This window comes from Mesorhizobium sp. BH1-1-5 (assembly GCF_020165615.1).
In the GTDB taxonomy this organism is placed as follows: Bacteria; Pseudomonadota; Alphaproteobacteria; order Rhizobiales; family Rhizobiaceae; genus Mesorhizobium.
The window spans coordinates 17,478-32,398 of the sequence record NZ_JAIUIM010000048.1 but is presented as its reverse complement, the minus strand read 5'-3'; the positions used below and the strand labels follow the sequence as shown (position 1 = coordinate 32,398).

18 protein-coding genes are annotated in these 14,921 nt (G+C 64.9%); 7 read left to right on the top strand and 11 right to left on the bottom strand.

Annotation, left to right across the window (positions count from 1 at the left end):
• Nucleotides 1-167: 167 nt before the first annotated feature.
• Both LB572_RS33685 and LB572_RS33680 read right to left on the bottom strand, forming a co-directional pair.
• Nucleotides 168-863 (bottom strand): ribonuclease HII, encoded by a 696-nt coding sequence (locus LB572_RS33685; RefSeq protein WP_140805873.1) that lies wholly within the window; start codon nt 861-863, stop codon nt 168-170.
• A gap of 196 nt (nt 864-1,059) precedes the next feature.
• Nucleotides 1,060-2,214 carry a PA0069 family radical SAM protein gene (locus LB572_RS33680; RefSeq protein WP_217573490.1) on the bottom strand — a complete coding sequence of 385 codons (1,155 nt, stop codon included), beginning with the start codon at nt 2,212-2,214 and terminating at the stop codon, nt 1,060-1,062.
• A 148-nt stretch (nt 2,215-2,362) separates the two neighbouring features.
• On the opposite strand from LB572_RS33680, the gene LB572_RS33675 reads away from it, so the two are divergent.
• Nucleotides 2,363-2,866: a glycosyltransferase gene (locus tag LB572_RS33675; RefSeq protein WP_224670828.1), complete on the top strand. Its 504-nt coding sequence runs from the start codon at nt 2,363-2,365 to the stop codon at nt 2,864-2,866.
• A gap of 56 nt (nt 2,867-2,922) precedes the next feature.
• On the opposite strand, the gene LB572_RS33670 is transcribed toward LB572_RS33675, so the two are convergent.
• The 7 genes from LB572_RS33670 to LB572_RS33640 form a co-directional block, all read right to left on the bottom strand.
• On the bottom strand, nt 2,923-3,348 hold the full coding sequence (locus tag LB572_RS33670; RefSeq protein ID WP_224670827.1) for a GFA family protein: 426 nt from the start codon (nt 3,346-3,348) through the stop codon (nt 2,923-2,925).
• A gap of 125 nt (nt 3,349-3,473) precedes the next feature.
• The gene (moaB, locus tag LB572_RS33665; protein ID WP_224670826.1) at nt 3,474-4,031 is read right to left on the bottom strand and encodes a molybdenum cofactor biosynthesis protein B; all 558 of its coding nucleotides are present in this window, start codon (nt 4,029-4,031) and stop codon (nt 3,474-3,476) included.
• Nucleotides 4,018-4,914 (bottom strand): 4-(cytidine 5'-diphospho)-2-C-methyl-D-erythritol kinase, encoded by an 897-nt coding sequence (locus LB572_RS33660; RefSeq protein WP_224670831.1) that lies wholly within the window; start codon nt 4,912-4,914, stop codon nt 4,018-4,020. The genes moaB and LB572_RS33660 overlap by 14 nt, the downstream gene beginning before the upstream one ends.
• Before the next feature lie 22 nt (nt 4,915-4,936).
• Complete coding sequence (locus LB572_RS33655; RefSeq protein WP_027164591.1) at nt 4,937-5,122, bottom strand: membrane protein; 186 nt, start codon at nt 5,120-5,122, stop codon at nt 4,937-4,939.
• A gap of 84 nt (nt 5,123-5,206) precedes the next feature.
• On the bottom strand, nt 5,207-6,064 hold the full coding sequence (locus LB572_RS33650; protein WP_224670825.1) for a S49 family peptidase: 858 nt from the start codon (nt 6,062-6,064) through the stop codon (nt 5,207-5,209).
• A gap of 133 nt (nt 6,065-6,197) precedes the next feature.
• Nucleotides 6,198-6,989, bottom strand: a complete 792-nt coding sequence (locus LB572_RS33645; protein ID WP_224670824.1) for a tRNA1(Val) (adenine(37)-N6)-methyltransferase — start codon at nt 6,987-6,989, stop codon at nt 6,198-6,200.
• Entirely contained in the window at nt 6,989-7,213 is a 225-nt protein-coding gene (locus LB572_RS33640; RefSeq protein WP_040991013.1) for a DUF2007 domain-containing protein, read from the bottom strand. Before LB572_RS33640 ends, LB572_RS33645 begins: the two co-directional genes overlap by 1 nt.
• Before the next feature lie 178 nt (nt 7,214-7,391).
• On the opposite strand from LB572_RS33640, the gene LB572_RS33635 reads away from it, so the two are divergent.
• The 5 genes from LB572_RS33635 (at nt 7,392) to LB572_RS33615 (ending at nt 12,467) form a co-directional block, all read left to right on the top strand.
• Complete coding sequence (locus LB572_RS33635) at nt 7,392-8,405, top strand: polyprenyl synthetase family protein (protein ID WP_224670830.1); 1,014 nt, start codon at nt 7,392-7,394, stop codon at nt 8,403-8,405.
• 104 nt (nt 8,406-8,509) lie between these two features.
• Nucleotides 8,510-9,175 carry a GntR family transcriptional regulator gene (locus tag LB572_RS33630; protein WP_140805889.1) on the top strand — a complete coding sequence of 222 codons (666 nt, stop codon included), beginning with the start codon at nt 8,510-8,512 and terminating at the stop codon, nt 9,173-9,175.
• 186 nt (nt 9,176-9,361) lie between these two features.
• A complete protein-coding gene (locus LB572_RS33625; RefSeq protein ID WP_224670823.1) occupies nt 9,362-9,952 on the top strand; it encodes a biotin transporter BioY in 591 nt (196 codons plus the stop codon).
• An 18-nt stretch (nt 9,953-9,970) separates the two neighbouring features.
• A complete protein-coding gene (locus tag LB572_RS33620) occupies nt 9,971-10,387 on the top strand; it encodes a DUF1284 domain-containing protein (protein WP_224670822.1) in 417 nt (138 codons plus the stop codon).
• Between the two features lie 304 nt (nt 10,388-10,691).
• Entirely contained in the window at nt 10,692-12,467 is a 1,776-nt protein-coding gene (locus tag LB572_RS33615; protein ID WP_140805894.1) for a tetratricopeptide repeat protein, read from the top strand.
• A gap of 584 nt (nt 12,468-13,051) precedes the next feature.
• Here the strand turns inward: LB572_RS33615 and LB572_RS33610 are convergent.
• A complete protein-coding gene (locus LB572_RS33610) occupies nt 13,052-13,513 on the bottom strand; it encodes a GNAT family N-acetyltransferase (RefSeq protein WP_224670821.1) in 462 nt (153 codons plus the stop codon).
• 191 nt (nt 13,514-13,704) lie between these two features.
• Between LB572_RS33610 and LB572_RS33605 the strand changes: the two genes are divergently transcribed.
• The gene (locus LB572_RS33605; RefSeq protein ID WP_176480037.1) at nt 13,705-14,628 is read left to right on the top strand and encodes a glycine--tRNA ligase subunit alpha; all 924 of its coding nucleotides are present in this window, start codon (nt 13,705-13,707) and stop codon (nt 14,626-14,628) included.
• Here LB572_RS33605 and LB572_RS33600 read toward each other — a convergent pair.
• Nucleotides 14,625-14,807, bottom strand: coding sequence for a hypothetical protein (locus LB572_RS33600; RefSeq protein ID WP_140805900.1), 183 nt, complete (start codon nt 14,805-14,807; stop codon nt 14,625-14,627). The two genes, LB572_RS33605 and LB572_RS33600, sit on opposite strands and share 4 nt — an antisense overlap.
• Between the last annotated feature and the right edge of the window lie 114 nt (nt 14,808-14,921).

The following is a 14,921-nucleotide window of genomic DNA, read 5'->3' as shown; positions in this document are numbered from 1 at the left end:
CCCCCCCCCCACGGAGAGGGGAGCGCCCTACGAAGCCCCTCTCCGTCCGCTTCGCGGCCACCTCTCCCCGCCTTTGGCGGGGCGAGGAACCCAAGCACTGTTAAGTCGGCGGCACAGCGCCCCCTCTGTCCTGCCGGACATCTCCGCCCGAAGGGGGAGATTAGCTATCACTCCAACCCGGCGAAGCTCTCTTCCTCAGCCATCTCGACCCCACCCAACCGGAACGGCGCGAACGAGGCCCGATGCAATCTCGCCACCGGCCCATGCGCCTCGATGGCGGTCCGGTGCCGGACCGTCGCATAGCCCATATGCACTTCGAAACCGTAGTGCTCGTGATGTCCGCCGCAGCCGCACATCATGCGGTCGCGCATCACCTTGGCGATGATCGAGGCGGCGGCGATCGACTGCGAACGCTGGTCGCCCTTGATCAGCGCCCGGCCTTCGCAAGCGAGGCCAGGCGGAACGTCGCGGCCGTCGGCCAGGGCGAGCTTCGGCCGCAAGGATAGGCCGGCGGCGGCGCGGCGCATCGCTTCCAGGCTGGCTTTCAGGATGTTGCTGTTGTCGATGCCTTCGGCGCTGATCGAGGCCATCGAGACGCTGAGCGCCGAGCCGAGAATCTTGAGGAACAGCGCCTCGCGCTGCAAGTGAGTGAGGCGTTTGGAATCGTCGAGACCTTCGGGAATGTTGGCGGGGTTGAGCACCACCGCTGCGGCCACAACCGGCCCGGCGAGCGGACCGCGGCCCGCTTCATCCATGCCGGCGACTGGCCACAGCCCGTCGGCCATCGCCTTCGTCTCGATCGAGAAGTCGGGCTTCTCGACCATTTCAAAGAGAAGCGGAGAATCGGAACGCGCGCGAGCCATGGTGCGGCGAGGTTCGCATTGGCTCCGATTCTCCGCAAGTCCTTCCGGGTCGGATGGGGCGTCGGACCGGGAAGGCACCGTCTCGCGGCTGGGGGACAGCGGCCGGACGGGATCCTTCAAAAGGACTGCAGTTCCAGACGGAAAATCGCTTTGCCTGGAATTGCTTGACGCCGGCTCGTCATGGCCGGCGCAGGTGTCAAAGCAGCATCAGCTGCTCGCCGGCGCCAGAGCCTGCGACGAATTGGTCGGTGCGAAGCTGCCGCCGCTCGACATTGAGGCCTAGCCGCTTGGCGGCGATCTCGAAGCGGCGGCCGATCTGCCAGGCATAGGGACCGGCGCCCTTCATGCGCTTGCCCCATTCGGAATCGTAATCCTTGCCGTCGCGCATCGAACGGATCAGCGACATCACATGCCGGTAGCGGTCCGGATAGTGGCGCAGCAGCCAGTCCTTGAAGATCGGCGCCACTTCGAGCGGCAGGCGCAGGATAACGTAGCCGGCTTCCCGGGCTCCCGCGGCTCTGGCCGAATCGAGGATGCGCTCCATCTCCGGATCGTTGAGGCCGGGGATGATCGGCGCGACCATCACAGAGGCCGGGATGCCGGCATCCGACAACTGCCTGATCGCTTCCAGCCGTTTCGTCGGCGTCGACGCGCGGGGTTCCATCGTTCTCGCCAGCATGCGGTCCATCGTCGTCACCGACAGCGCCACCTTGGCAAGACCGCGTTCGGCCATGCGCGACAGGATGTCGATGTCACGCGTCACCAGCGCCGACTTGGTGACGATGCCGACCGGATGGCCGCGCGCCTCCAGCACTTCCAGGATCTCGCGCATGATCCGGTATTGCTTCTCGATCGGCTGGTAGGGATCGGTGTTGGTGCCGATGGCGATGGTGCGCGGCTGGTAGCCGGGCTTCGACAATTCCCGGTCCAGCATGCGCGCCGCATCCGGCTTGGCGAACAGCTTCGATTCGAAATCGAGCCCCGGCGACAAGCCCATGAAGGAATGCGTCGGCCGGGCGAAGCAGTAGACGCAGCCATGCTCGCAGCCGCGATAGGGATTGATCGAACGGTCGAAGGAAATGTCCGGCGACTCGTTGCGGGTGATGATCGTGCGCGGCTTCTCGACCTGCACTTCCGTCTTGAACGGCGGCAGTTCTTCCAGCGAGTTCCAGCCGTCGTCGAAGACATGACGGCTGACCGGCTCGAACCGGCCGGACGGGTTGATGCCGGCCGAGCGGCCGCGATTGCGGTCGGGCCGCACGCGCATGCCGCTCTGTTCTATCATCGCGTTCGCCATTTCGGCTCTGCCTGCTCCGAAAGCGGCAATGTCGGCGCGCACGATCTGTTCCATTTTCGCCCTCTCCCATGGACTGTCGGCAGGCTGTCGAATCGCTCTGTTCATGAAACTATTCCTATTTTGCCGATGAGAACAAAGCAAGAACTTTTTCGGTTGAAAGCGTAACTGGCGCAAGCCGCGGCTTTCCGCTATTCGGCTAAGGATGCTCAGCGTTCTCCTCGAGACCTTGAACGACGAAGAGGGGCTTGCCCGTACGCTCGCCTCGCTCGTCGGCGGCGCGGTCGAAGGCGTGGTGCGCGACGTGATCGTCTGCGATCAAGGCTCGACCGACCAGACGCATCGCGTGGCCGAGCATGCCGGCTGCCACTATGTGACCGGCGGCATCGGCGCCGGCATCGGCCAGGCCAAGGGCGATTGGCTGCTGCTTTTGGAACCCGGCGCCCGGCTCTCCGAAGGCTGGATCGACGAGGTCGTCGCCCACACGGCAAGGCAGAGCATGTCGGCGCGCTTTTCACGCGCCCGCGCCAATCGTGCGCCGTTCCTGGCCAGGGTATTCTCGAGCAACCGTGCGCTGGCCGAGGGGCTCGTCATCAGCAAACGGCAGGCGTCGGCTCTGGCAAAGAGCGCGCGCAGCGCCGAAGCCCTGGCGCGCGGCCTGGCGACCAGAAAGCTGAACGCCGAGATCTGGGTCGCTCCGCCGAAGTGATGCCAGCTGTCCCTTCTCCCACAAGGGGAGAAGGAAGAAAGCGCGGTCCCTGCTCGTTAAATCCCTCGAATTTCGACAGGCATCCAGGCGCTGCGGCGCCTGGCGAGGCGTTGCTCGCGCGTCTCGGTGTCGAACCGGACAGCGACAGGCTCGCGCGAGAACCGCTCGCGCTCGTCGAGCGCGTTGACGATGACGACCGCCGTGGCGTCGTCGTCCTCACCGGCGATTGCCGCGACATAGACGCCGCATTCGCGGCAGACGAGATAGTCGGCCGTGCGCAGGCCGAAGCGGTAAACCTGCAGGCGATCCCTGTCCGCGACCGAGATAACCAGCCTGCCGTTCGGGTCGGCGGCGGCGCGCGAACCGTGCCGGGTGCAGAACGAGCATTGGCAGGCGCGGATTTCCAGCGCGGCCGGATCGAGCGCGGTGGAGAAGCTCAGGCGGATGTTGCCGCAGTGGCAGCCGCCGCTGTGAACGGTCATGGCACGGGTCGCTTGTTCGCTTTGCACAAGGTACTTTGCAAGCACCGGCTTCGGAATGACGTCGCGAAGGCGGCAGTGCCGTTCCGCCTGCGAACCGGATACCGATCGGGGTGTTTTGCCTTTAGTTATGCACCAAGCTTGCCGCCACGCCGAAGATGCTCGTCCAGCCGAGGCATGATCTCGACGAAGTTGCAGGGCATGTGCCGGTAGTCGAGCTGCGCCTTGATGATGCCGTCCCAGGCGTCCTTGCAGGCGCCGGGCGAGCCCGGCAGCACGAAGACGAAGGTGGCGTTGACGACGCCGCCGGTCGCCCGGCTCTGGATCGTCGAGGTGCCGATCTTGTCATAGGAGATGCGGTGGAAGACTTCCGAAAAGCCGTCCATGCGCTTTTCGAAGATCGGCTCCAGCGCCTCCGGGGTCACGTCGCGGCCGGTGAAGCCGGTGCCGCCCGTGGTGATGACGACGTCGATGTTTTCGTCCTTCGACCAGCCGAGAACCTTGTCGCGGATCTTGTCGCGGTCGTCGGTCACGATATCGCGCGCGGCAAGGGTATGGCCGGCTTCCGCGATGCGGTCGGCCAGCGTCTGGCCGGATTTGTCGTCGGCGAGGCTGCGCGTGTCGGACACGGTCAGCACCGCGATGCGCACCGGGATGAAAGGCCGGCTTTCGTCAGGCTTCGCCATCGCTCGCCTCCATGCTGCGCGTCGCGGCGACGAACCAGTCGGGGTGTCGCGCACGGATCTCGATCGCCGCGCGCTTGGCGACATTGCCGGTCTCGAACAGCCCAAAGCATGTGGCGCCGGAGCCCGACATGCGTGTGAACGCGGCGTCGGCCTTTTTCAGTGCCTTCAGCGCTTCGCCGATCGCCGGCTGGATCGAACGCGCGGCAGGTTCGAGATCGTTGCGGGTGGTCTCCAGCCAGTTGCGGATGGCGTGGAAGTCGAGGCGCTTCGGCAGTGGCGGCAGCGCCTCGTTGTCGCGACGGGAGAGCGCCTTGAACACCTCCGGCGTCGAGACCGCGACGCCCGGATTGACCAGAACGAGGCCCAGCGCCGGAAATGCGGAGAGCGGCGACACCTCATCGCCGATACCGCGCGCGACCAGAGGCTTGCCCTTGAGGCACATCGGCAGATCGGCGCCGAGCGAGAGCCCGATCCGGGCCAGCGAATTGTCGTCGATTTCGAGCTTCCAGAGCCGCGCCAGGCCGTTGAGCGCGGCCGCCGCATCGCTGGAGCCGCCGCCAACGCCCGAGGCGATCGGCAGGTTCTTCTCCAGCTTGATGGCGACCGGCGGCGCATGCGGCGCACCGGCTTCCTGGCGCAAGGCATCGCGCGCCCTCACCACCAGATTATCGCCGTCGAGCGGCAGGCCGGCGGCATAGCGGCCGGAGACCGAGAATTCGTCGTGCTCCGCCGGCTCGATTTCGAGCCGGTCGCCGAAGCGGGTGAAGACCGCAAGGCTGTCGATGAGGTGATAACTGTCGGCGCGCTGTCCGGTGACATGCAGCGCCAGGTTGATCTTGGCAGGCGCAAGCCACGTCCGGACCTCTGTGCCGGGCTCAAGAATGTCGGCTGCTGGCGAGATGGGATCAGTCCTTGGCGAGACGGTATTCGCCGGTCTTGGGATCCTTGACCAGCGTGCCCATCGTGCCGTTCGCCGCCTGTTTCTCGGTCCGCCGGATCTTGGCCGTGACGCGTTCGGCCTCGCGCACGAAAGCGCGGTAACCAAAGTAAGCGGCGGCGCCGACAACGGCGAAGAAAATGATCTGCGGCATCTCAAAACTCCTCCCGCGTTTCGCGCGGCAAGGCCGGCCGAATGGGTCGGTCAAGTCACCATGCTAGCCGCATTCATGGCTTTTTCAAAGCCCGAAGCGTGCCCACAGCGCGCGCTCTTCCGCCGCATCGATGACGCCGCCGACGGCGGCCGCGGCAATATCGGGCACTGATGCGCGCGAGCCGAACAGGCCGAAACGGCCAAACAGACCGCGCGGCGCGGTGATCAGCTTGAGCTGCGTCTTGTCGCCGAAGCGGGTCTTGAGCACGCCGCGCATATCGCCCAGCGCATCGACAAGGCCGAGCTCCAGCCCTCGCTTGGCGGTCCAGAACAGGCCGGTGAACAGATCCGGATCGTCCTTGAGCTTGCTGCCGCGCCGCTCCTTGACGAGGTCGATGAAGGTCTCGTGCACTTCGAGCTGCAGCGCCTTCAACCTCTCGACGTCTTCCTTCTTTTCCGGCTTGAACGGGTCGAGCACGGCCTTGTTCTGCCCGGCGGTGTGGACGCGCCGCTCGACGCCGATCTTCTTCATCAGTTCGGGGAAGCCGAACGAGGCGGAGACCACGCCGATCGAGCCGACGATCGAGGACGGATCGGCGAAGATCTCGTCGCCGGCGACCGCGATCATGTAGCCGCCGGAAGCCGCGACGTCCTCGACGAAGACCAGCACCTTCTTGTTCTTTTCCAACGCCAGGTCGCGGATGCGCTTGAAGATCAGCCGCGACTGCACCGGCGAGCCGCCCGGCGAATTGATCGAGATGGCGACCGCCGGCGCGTCGAAGCCGAACGCCTTTTCGATGAGGCCGGCCGTCGAGGCGAGCGACAGGCTCGGCCGAAACTGGCCGCCGCCGGCCATGATGGCGCCTTGCAGCCGCACGACCGGAATGGTCACGACTGTCGAGCGCCAGGATTTCGGCAGCAGGCGATTGAAGAGGCGTTTCACGAACGGGTGTCTCCGGACAAAATGCGAAGGAGCAAGATGAGATCAGGCAGGTTGGTCATGTCTCTCAGGCGTCATTCGCTTTGGCATGTAGGAATTCGCTGGCCAACGGCAATGCCGCATCGCCAGTCCCGGATCAATCGCCGAATAGCGACGCCAGGCCGTTATTGATCATTTCCGTCCGCTCCGCCGGCTCGTTGCCGGACGGCCCGTGCAAGGTGAGCGGCGGGCGGATCGACAATTTTCCGCGCGCCCCGAGCGTGGCCCTGACGACAATGCGGATCGCCGCCGCGTCCGGCCGCGGATGCACGCACAGCATCTCGGCATCGCCGAAGCGCCCCTCGATCGCGTCGAGGATGGCGACCAGTTGCTCGGGCCGGGCGATGACGGCCAGGCCGCCGCGTGGCCTCGCGACGGCGGCCGCGCTCCTGATCCAGCGCTCGAACAACCCCTCTTCGGCGACATGCGCTTGCCTGCGCAGCGCGTCCGGCGTCGAGCGGTCCTCGGCGGCGTTGAAAGGTGGGTTCATTATGACGAAATCGAAGGAATTGTCGGCAAGCCCGGCTTCGGCGCGCGCCCGGCCGGTCAGCGTGACGTCGGCCGTCAGCACCGAGGCGCGGTCGCCGAGATGCGCATTGCCCGGATGCGAAAGCGTGGCGGCAGCGAACCCGGCCATTTCGGCCGAGCGCTCGACGAGCACGGCCCGCGCCGCAGGGCAACGCGACAGCACGGCAAGGGCTGCCGCGCCGGCGCCGGCGCCGAAATCGGCGAGCCGGCCGGAAAAGCCGGCCGGCACGGCGGCCGCCAGCATCATGGCGTCCATGCCGGCGCGATGACCGCCCCGGCTCGGCTGCACCAGCCAGAAGCGGCCGCGATGGAAGGCATCGACCGTGTGCGCCGGCGTATCTGGGGCGATCGTCGCTGCCATTATTTCTGGCGGATTTCGTTTTCGATGCCGGCATCCTTGAGGATGCGGCGCGCCACGTCGGCCTTGTCGGCGTCGACCATGACGCGCTTCTGCAAAAGGCCGATCGACCCTTCGAGCACGCTCATATTCTGGTCGGCGACGAAACAGGCGATGCCGGCGTCGCGCATCAGCGATTCGACAAAGGAGATGACGACGGCGTCATTGGTGCGGACAAGCTCGATCATGGAACGAAAATCGCAGGTTGCGGCGTTCCTGTAAACGTGCGGGTAGACACACCGTCGGCAGAGCCGCGCCAATTCGCCTCTTGCCGTGCCAGGTTGTGCCGCCCTAGAGTCGGCGGGGGATTAAGGGTGCCGTCGTGCGCGTTAACTCGTGCGCGTTAGATAGACGGGAGTTGTCGTGGTGGGTGTCGTTCTCAACATCGAAGGCAAGCGGGAACCCGCTTCCATCAAGGATCTGATCGATCTGACGGCCGCCGACATGGGGCGGGTCAACGAACTGATCCTGTCCAAGGCCGGCTCCGACGTCGAGATGATCCCGGAGATCGCCAACCACCTGATCTCCTCCGGCGGCAAGCGCCTGCGGCCCATGCTGACGCTCGCCGCGGCCCAGATGTTCGGCTATGCCGGCGAAGGCCATGTCAAGCTCGCCACCGCGGTCGAGTTCATGCACACGGCGACGCTTCTGCATGACGATGTCGTCGACGAGAGCGCGCTGCGCCGCGGCAAGAAGACGGCGCGCATGATCTGGGGCAACCAGGCGAGCGTGCTGGTCGGCGATTTCCTGCTCGGCCAGGCTTTCCGCATGATGGTCGAGGTCGGTTCGCTCGAAGCCCTCGACATCCTGTCGGCCGCTGCCTCCATCATCGCCGAGGGCGAGGTGATGCAGCTTGCCGCGGCCAAAAACCTCGAAACCACGGAGGACGAGCATTTCGCCGTCATCAAGGCCAAGACCGCGGCGCTGTTTTCGGCCGCCGCCGAAGTCGGGCCGGTGATTGCCCAGGCCTCGCGCACCGATCGCGCGGCGCTGCGCTCCTACGGCATGAATCTCGGCCTTGCCTTCCAGCTCATCGACGACGCGCTGGATTATGGTGGCTCGAGCAAGGATCTCGGCAAGAATGTCGGCGACGATTTCCGCGAGGGCAAGGTGACGCTGCCGGTGATCCTCGCCTATCGGCGCGGCACCAAGGCCGAGCGCACCTTCTGGAAGCGCGCCATCGAGGACAATGTCGCCGACGATGCCGGGCTCGAAAAGGCGATCGGCCTGATGGCCCGCCACGGCGCCATTGCCGACACGATCGGCCGCGCGCGCCATTTCGGCGAGATCGCCCGCGATGCGCTGGCGCCGCTGGAGGCGACGCCGCAGAAGTCGGCTTTGATCGACGTCATCGATTTCTGCATCAGCCGGGTGAACTGATCTTTCGGCTTCTTGCGTGCCTGGCGTCCGCCGGGCAGGGCGCGCCTGTGAATCCTGCTTTGTCCGTCTCGACAAAGGGCGGCTCGGCAAATTATCTATAAAATATGGCCAGCACAGAAGACACGATCGCCGTCCGCATCAGCAAGGAACTGGCGGACCGCATCATTTCGGGCGCCATCGAGCCCGGCTCGCGGCTGCGCCAGGACCATGTCGCCGAGGAATTCAACACCAGCCATGTCCCGGTGCGCGAGGCCTTCCGCCGCCTCGAGGCTCAAGGGTTGGCGATCAGCGAGCCTAGGCGCGGCGTGCGCGTCGCCTCCTTCGATCTCGGCGAGGTCAGGGAAGTGGCCGAGATGCGCGCCGCGCTCGAAGTGCTGGCGCTGCGCCATGCCGCGCCGCATCTGACGGCGTCGATCCTCGACCTTGCCGAGGAGGCGACCAAGGCCGGCGACAAGTCCCGCGACGTGCGCTCCTGGGAAGAGGCCAATCGCACCTTCCACCGGCTGATCCTGGCGCCCTGCAACATGCCGCGCCTGCTCTCCACCATCGACGATTTGCATGCGGCGAGTGCGCGCTTCCTGTTCGCGGCCTGGCGTTCCGAGTGGGAAACCCGCACCGACCAGGATCATCGCGCGATCCTCGGCGCGCTGAGGCAAGGCAACACCGAATCGGCCGCCGCGACCCTCGGTCGTCACGTACAATGGATCGGCCAGAAGCCGGTCAAGACCGCCTCCGGCAGGACCCGCGACGCCTTCGCCATCGTGGGGTAGCGAACTGGGCAGATGCGATTGGTCGAGACCCCAGCTTCGTCATCCTAGGGTCTTCGCTCCGCTTCGCGTCGCTCCGCCCTAGGATGACGAACTCCCTGGGGCTTGCCATCTTCCCGAAAATATGGATTCGATAATAGATCGAACGAAGAAATTATCTATAATTTCAAATCAACCAGGGAAGACACCGTGACCAACGCAGCCGTTTCGACCGACAAGCCCTCCTTCAGCCCGTTGCGGCTGCACAGCCGTTCGCTCGCCTGGCAGATCGGCGCCGTGATTCTCGGCTCGCTGTTCCTGGCGCTGTCGTCCTATATCGAGGTGCCGATGGTGCCGGTGCCGGTGACGATGCAGACCTTCGCCGTCACGCTGGTCGGTGCCCTCTATGGCTGGCGCTTCGGCGCGCTCACCATTGCCGCCTGGCTGGTCGAAGGCGCGGCAGGGTTTCCGGTGCTGGCGGGCGGGGCTGCCGGCATACAGCATTTCGTTGGTCCGACCGGCGGCTATCTCTTCGCCTTCCCGGTCGTCGGCGCCGTCGTCGGCTGGCTGGCCGAACGCGGCTGGAACGGCAACCGCGTCCTGCTTGCCTTCGCCGCCATGCTGATCGGCAACCTGCTCTGCCTGGTTCTCGGCACGGCGTGGCTTGCCGTCATGATCGGCGCCGAGAAGGCCATCACCTTCGGCTTCCTGCCCTTCATCGTCGGCGGCCTGCTCAAGTCGGCGCTGGGCGCTGCGACACTGAAGCTGGTTTCGGGCAACCGGCCGCCCGATCCTCGGTAACCGATCGCCTGTAAACAGATGACCGTCAGGCTGCGCGCCCATCATCTGCTCTGCCTGCTGACCTATGTCGGCAAGGGCTATTCGCCCGCCTTCACCGCCAACTACGACAAGGTGGTGAAGCGGCTGGGCGAGGGCGAGGGGGTGGTGATTGTTTCCGGTCCGGACGACATCTGCGCACCGCTGATCGGTGAGCCGGAGCCGCATTGCCTGCGCCAAAGCGCCGCCGAGCGGGATGGGCTCGCCGCGCGCGGCGTGGGGGCTTTGCTCGGCCGGCCGATCGAGGACGGCGACCGGTTCGTGCTGGACGCCTCCAGCCTGGCAGGGATGCGGAAGGCTTTTGCCGCCGGCCTGACGCGCCAGGCGTGCTCCGGCTGCGAATGGTCCGGCCTGTGCGACACGGTTGCCGCCGGCGGGTTCAGTGATACGCGTCTTTAGAGCATGATCCCGAAAAGTGGGACCCGGTTTTCGGAAAAGATCATGCTCCGACAAGGAGCTAGATCAGGGTGACGATTCAACGGAACGACATCCTGATCTAGGCAATCCGATGCCTGCATGGGCATCCCGGGCCTCCGCGCGGGATTATTCGGTGGCGCGGCATCGTTTTTTAAGCCGGATGATTGCATTGTGATTCGCTCGGCGATTGAAGCTCGACCCCAAAAAGGCCATGCTTTGACCGGAAAAGATCGAGTCTGTGGGCGGTCCGCCAAGGGCGGGATCGCGTCTGGCTGAAAGGGATACGATGCGGCAAGGACGTGCGCGCTGGCTGACGAGGCTGGCATTTTTGGCCGGTGTGGCGCTTTGGGTGCTGCCGGTCCAGGCCAAGGAAGATGCCCAACCGCTGCAGATCACGTCTTTCTCGGGCGCTTATCTTGCGGCCCATATCGCTGAAAGCGACAACGACCTCGACGACGCGATCGCCTATTATAAGCAGGCGCTGGCCTTTGCGCCGGACGACAAGGATCTGCAGCAGAGCCTGATGCTCGCCCTGGTGTCGCAAGGCCGCTTCGAAGAATCGCTGGTCTATGCCGACAAGCTGAAGGAAGTGCCGGATGTCGAGCGCTTCTCGCGTCTGGCGCTGGCCATCGATTCCTTCCATAAGAAGGACTACGCCAAGGCGCAGTATTGGCTGAAGCTCTCGCTCGAATCCGATCTCGACCGTCTGCTTTCCGGCGTCATGGACGGCTGGGCCAAGGAGGGCGCCGGCAACGCGTCCGAGGCCATGGATTCCATCGACAAGCTCAAGGGTCCGGACTGGTTCGGCCTGTTCAAGTCGTTCCACCGCGCGCTGATCGCCGACGCCGCCGGCCTGAATGACAAGGCCGACGAGATCTACGCCGCGACGATGGCCGATACCACGGCCGGCGGCTCCGCGCCCGAAACCTGGATGCGCAACGCCCAGGCCTATGCCTCGTTCCTCGCCCGCAAAGGCGACAAGTCGAAGGCGCTGGCGGTGTTGAACCAGGCCGAGGCCTTCGCGCCGGGCAAGCTCGAGATCACCACGCTGCGCGACCGCATCGCCAAGGGCGACAAGATCGAGCCGCTGGTGGCCGGTCCGGCCGACGGCGCGTCCGAAATCCTGCTCGACCTTGCCACCGCGCTCAACCGCGGCGGCGGCGAGCCTTTCGTGCGGCTTTACCTGCAATACGCGCTGGCGCTGAAGCCGGACAGCGACGCCGCCCTGGTGCAGCTTGCCGCCGTTGCCGAGCAGCTCAAGGACGGCGAAGGCGCCGTCGCGCTCTACCGCCGCATCCCGGCGTCTTCGCCGCTGAAGGAGCTCTCCGACCTGCAGATCGGCCTCAACCTCGCCGATCTCGACAAGCATGACGAGGCGATTTCCCACCTCAAGGCCTATCTCGACAAGCACCCGGAAGACATGCGCGCCTATCTGGCGCTTGGCGGCGTCTATGGTTCGAAGGAAGATTTCCGCTCGGCCGCCAATCTCTACGACAAGGCCGTCGAGCAGCTGAAGACGCCGACCGCCGCCAACTGGAACATCTTCTACCAGCGCGGCATCGCCTATGAGCGGCTGAAGGAATGGCCGAAGGCGGAACCGAACTTCCGCAAGGCGCTGGAGCTGCAGCCCGACCAGCCGCAGGTCATGAACTATCTCGGCTATTCCTGGGTCGACATGAACATGAACCTCAAGGAAGGTCTGGCGATGATCCAGAAGGCCGTCGACCTGCGGCCGAACGACGGCTACATCGTCGATTCGCTAGGCTGGGCTTATTTCCGCATGGGCCGCTTCGACGACTCCGTGCGCGAGATGGAGCGCGCCGTCTCGCTGAAGCCTGAGGATCCGGTCCTCAACGACCATCTCGGCGATGCCTATTGGCGCGTCGGCCGCAAGTTGGAGGCCACCTATCAGTGGACCCAGGCGCGCGACCTGAAGCCGGATCCTGATGTGCTCGCCACCTTGCAGCAGAAGCTGCTCAAGGGCCTGCCGCCGATCGAATCCAGCACCGCGCAGGAAACCCCGAAAGTGAAGCCGGAGCCGACGCCCGCGCCGAAAGGCTGAGCGACTTTCGTCGACGTTCAAGAAAACGGGGCTCGTCGAGCCCCGTTTTCGTTTCGGCTTGGCGTCTGCCGAGCTTAGGTCGGTTCGGCCCTGCTTGAATATCGGCTAACGCCAGTCCGTAGAGCAATTCCAGGAAAAGTGTGAGCGGTTTTCCGTCCGGAATTGCGTAAAAACAAAGGGATAGAGCGGTTCGCCGTTTCCGTGAAACGGTGAAACGCTCTGGCGGAGAAATCTGTGTTTGCGTTGGCAGGCGGCATGCGTTGGAGATTGGCCGAAACGCCCATCGCGATCGTCATCCACGGGCGGAGCAAGGAGCGAAGCGACGCGCGCAGACCCGAGGATCCATTCCGTGACGCATGAGCGCTGCGGCGGTGCAGAGTTCTGCTCCGCTGCACTTTTTGATCAAGGTCACGGCATGGATTCCAGGGTCTCCGCGCCGCCGTTTCGCGGTTGCTCCGCCCTGGAATGACGAGGTTCGGGTGGCCTCAGCCAATCCTCGGCGTTTGTGCCGACTTCACGGAAATGACCGGCGAAAAAACTTGCCCGTCGACAATGACGACTTTCAAAATCCCTATGTCGAGGAACTAGAACATCTTGCGATAAACGACGAATCCGGATTTCTCGCCGACCTTGTCGTAGAGCTGCATCGCCGTGTGGTTCGTCTCATGCGTCAGCCAGTAGACGCGGTTCGCGCCCGCTCGGCCGGCCCGTTCGTAGACGCCTTCGATCAGCGCCCGGCCGACGCCCTGGCCGCGCGCCGCCTCTGTGGTGAAGAGATCCTGCAGATAGCAGCTCGGCGTGATCGACGTCGTCGAGCGATGGTAGAGATAGTGGACGAGGCCGAGAAGGTTGCCGTCGCGCTCGGCCACCAGCGCATGCATGGGCTCATAGGCGTCGAAGAAGCGCGACCACGTCATCTGCGTGATCTCGCCGGCAAGCGCCGTTGGGCCGGAGCGCCCGTAAAACGCGTTGTAGCCGTCCCACAGCGGCAGCCATTGCTCATAATCGTGCCTTGTGACGGGTCGGACGGTACGTGGACCGGACATAGCGAAACCTCTGTCGTTGACGCGGAATGGAGCAAACGGCGACCGGCTCTCGACGGCAATGGGCCAGCGTGCGGCAAAGCTTTCCGCCTTGCGGACATGAGCCACCGCCTTGACGCTCGCCGGCCCGGCAACTAGGGAAGCGTCATCCTGCGCTTTCCGAGGCCGCCGTGACCATCGAGATCCCCGCCCATATGCATCCCAGCCGCTCCTTCCAGGGGCTGATCCTGACCTTGCACAATTACTGGGCGGACTATGGTTGCCTCATCCTGCAGCCCTACGACATGGAAGTCGGCGCCGGCACCTTCCACCCGGCCACCACCTTGCGCGCGCTTGGCCCGTTGCGCTGGAACGCCGCTTACGTCCAGCCGTCGCGCCGGCCGAAGGACGGCCGCTACGGCGAAAACCCGAACCGCCTGCAGCATTATTACCAGTACCAGGTGATCCTGAAGCCCAATCCGCCGAACCTGCAGGAACTCTATCTCGGCTCGCTCGAGGCGATCGGCGTCGATCCGCTGCTGCACGACATCCGTTTCGTCGAGGACGACTGGGAAAGCCCGACGCTGGGCGCCTGGGGCCTCGGCTGGGAGTGTTGGTGCGACGGCATGGAAGTCTCGCAGTTCACTTATTTCCAACAAGTCTGCGGCATCGAATGCGCGCCGGTGGCGGGCGAACTGACTTATGGGCTGGAGCGGCTCGCCATGTATGTTCAGGGCGTCGACAATGTCTACGACCTGAATTTCAACGGCCGCGAGGGCGCCGAGAAGGTCACTTACGGCGACGTCTTCCTGCAGGCCGAGCAGGAATATTCGCGTCACAATTTCGAATTCGCCAACACCGCGATGCTGCTCAGGCATTTCGAGGACGCCGAGGCCGAGTGCAAGGCGCTGCTCGATGCCGGCACGCCGAAGCCGAGCGACAATCTGGCGATGCACCGCATGGTCTTCCCGGCCTACGACCAGTGCATCAAGGCAAGCCACGTCTTCAACCTGCTCGATGCTCGTGGCGTGATCTCGGTCACCGAGCGGCAAAGCTACATCCTGCGCGTGCGCAATCTGGCCAAGGCTTGCGGCGAGGCGTTCCTGAAGACACGGGCGGGTGGGCTGGCGGCGGCTTAAACCGATACGGCCTTCACGGGTTCGATGGCAGTGACGACCGGCAATACGATCTGCGCCGTCGCGCCGTCGATCGTGCGCATGGCCTGCCTGATCCCCGGCATCGTGATCGTGCCATGCGCCTGGGCGGCGAAGCAGGCGCTGAGCGCCAGGATCTGCAGGGTTCTCGATGCCGTCTTCATCGTCGTTCAGCCAATAGGTCTCTGCCTGAGCGTTTGTCGCTTCAGCGCAGCGTTCGGTTCATGGGAAGTTCTGCTCCAAGGACGGGTAGGCCGGCGCCGTTCCGACAGCGGGCC

What these genes read in the sequence shown, in the direction of transcription:
- LB572_RS33685 (WP_140805873.1), bottom strand. Translation starts at nt 863, where the DNA reads ATGGCTCGCGCGCGTTCCGATTCTCCGCTTCTCTTTGAAATGGTCGAG.
- LB572_RS33610 (WP_224670821.1), bottom strand. Translation starts at nt 13,513, where the DNA reads ATGTCCGGTCCACGTACCGTCCGACCCGTCACAAGGCACGATTATGAG.
- LB572_RS33620 (WP_224670822.1), top strand. Translation starts at nt 9,971, where the DNA reads ATGACCGTCAGGCTGCGCGCCCATCATCTGCTCTGCCTGCTGACCTAT.
- moaB (WP_224670826.1), bottom strand. Translation starts at nt 4,031, where the DNA reads ATGGCGAAGCCTGACGAAAGCCGGCCTTTCATCCCGGTGCGCATCGCG.
- LB572_RS33680 (WP_217573490.1), bottom strand. Translation starts at nt 2,214, where the DNA reads ATGGAACAGATCGTGCGCGCCGACATTGCCGCTTTCGGAGCAGGCAGA.
- LB572_RS33630 (WP_140805889.1), top strand. Translation starts at nt 8,510, where the DNA reads ATGGCCAGCACAGAAGACACGATCGCCGTCCGCATCAGCAAGGAACTG.
- LB572_RS33645 (WP_224670824.1), bottom strand. Translation starts at nt 6,989, where the DNA reads ATGGCAGCGACGATCGCCCCAGATACGCCGGCGCACACGGTCGATGCC.
- LB572_RS33640 (WP_040991013.1), bottom strand. Translation starts at nt 7,213, where the DNA reads ATGATCGAGCTTGTCCGCACCAATGACGCCGTCGTCATCTCCTTTGTC.
- LB572_RS33675 (WP_224670828.1), top strand. Translation starts at nt 2,363, where the DNA reads ATGCTCAGCGTTCTCCTCGAGACCTTGAACGACGAAGAGGGGCTTGCC.
- LB572_RS33600 (WP_140805900.1), bottom strand. Translation starts at nt 14,807, where the DNA reads ATGAAGACGGCATCGAGAACCCTGCAGATCCTGGCGCTCAGCGCCTGC.
- LB572_RS33655 (WP_027164591.1), bottom strand. Translation starts at nt 5,122, where the DNA reads ATGCCGCAGATCATTTTCTTCGCCGTTGTCGGCGCCGCCGCTTACTTT.
- LB572_RS33605 (WP_176480037.1), top strand. Translation starts at nt 13,705, where the DNA reads ATGCATCCCAGCCGCTCCTTCCAGGGGCTGATCCTGACCTTGCACAAT.
- LB572_RS33670 (WP_224670827.1), bottom strand. Translation starts at nt 3,348, where the DNA reads ATGACCGTTCACAGCGGCGGCTGCCACTGCGGCAACATCCGCCTGAGC.
- LB572_RS33615 (WP_140805894.1), top strand. Translation starts at nt 10,692, where the DNA reads ATGCGGCAAGGACGTGCGCGCTGGCTGACGAGGCTGGCATTTTTGGCC.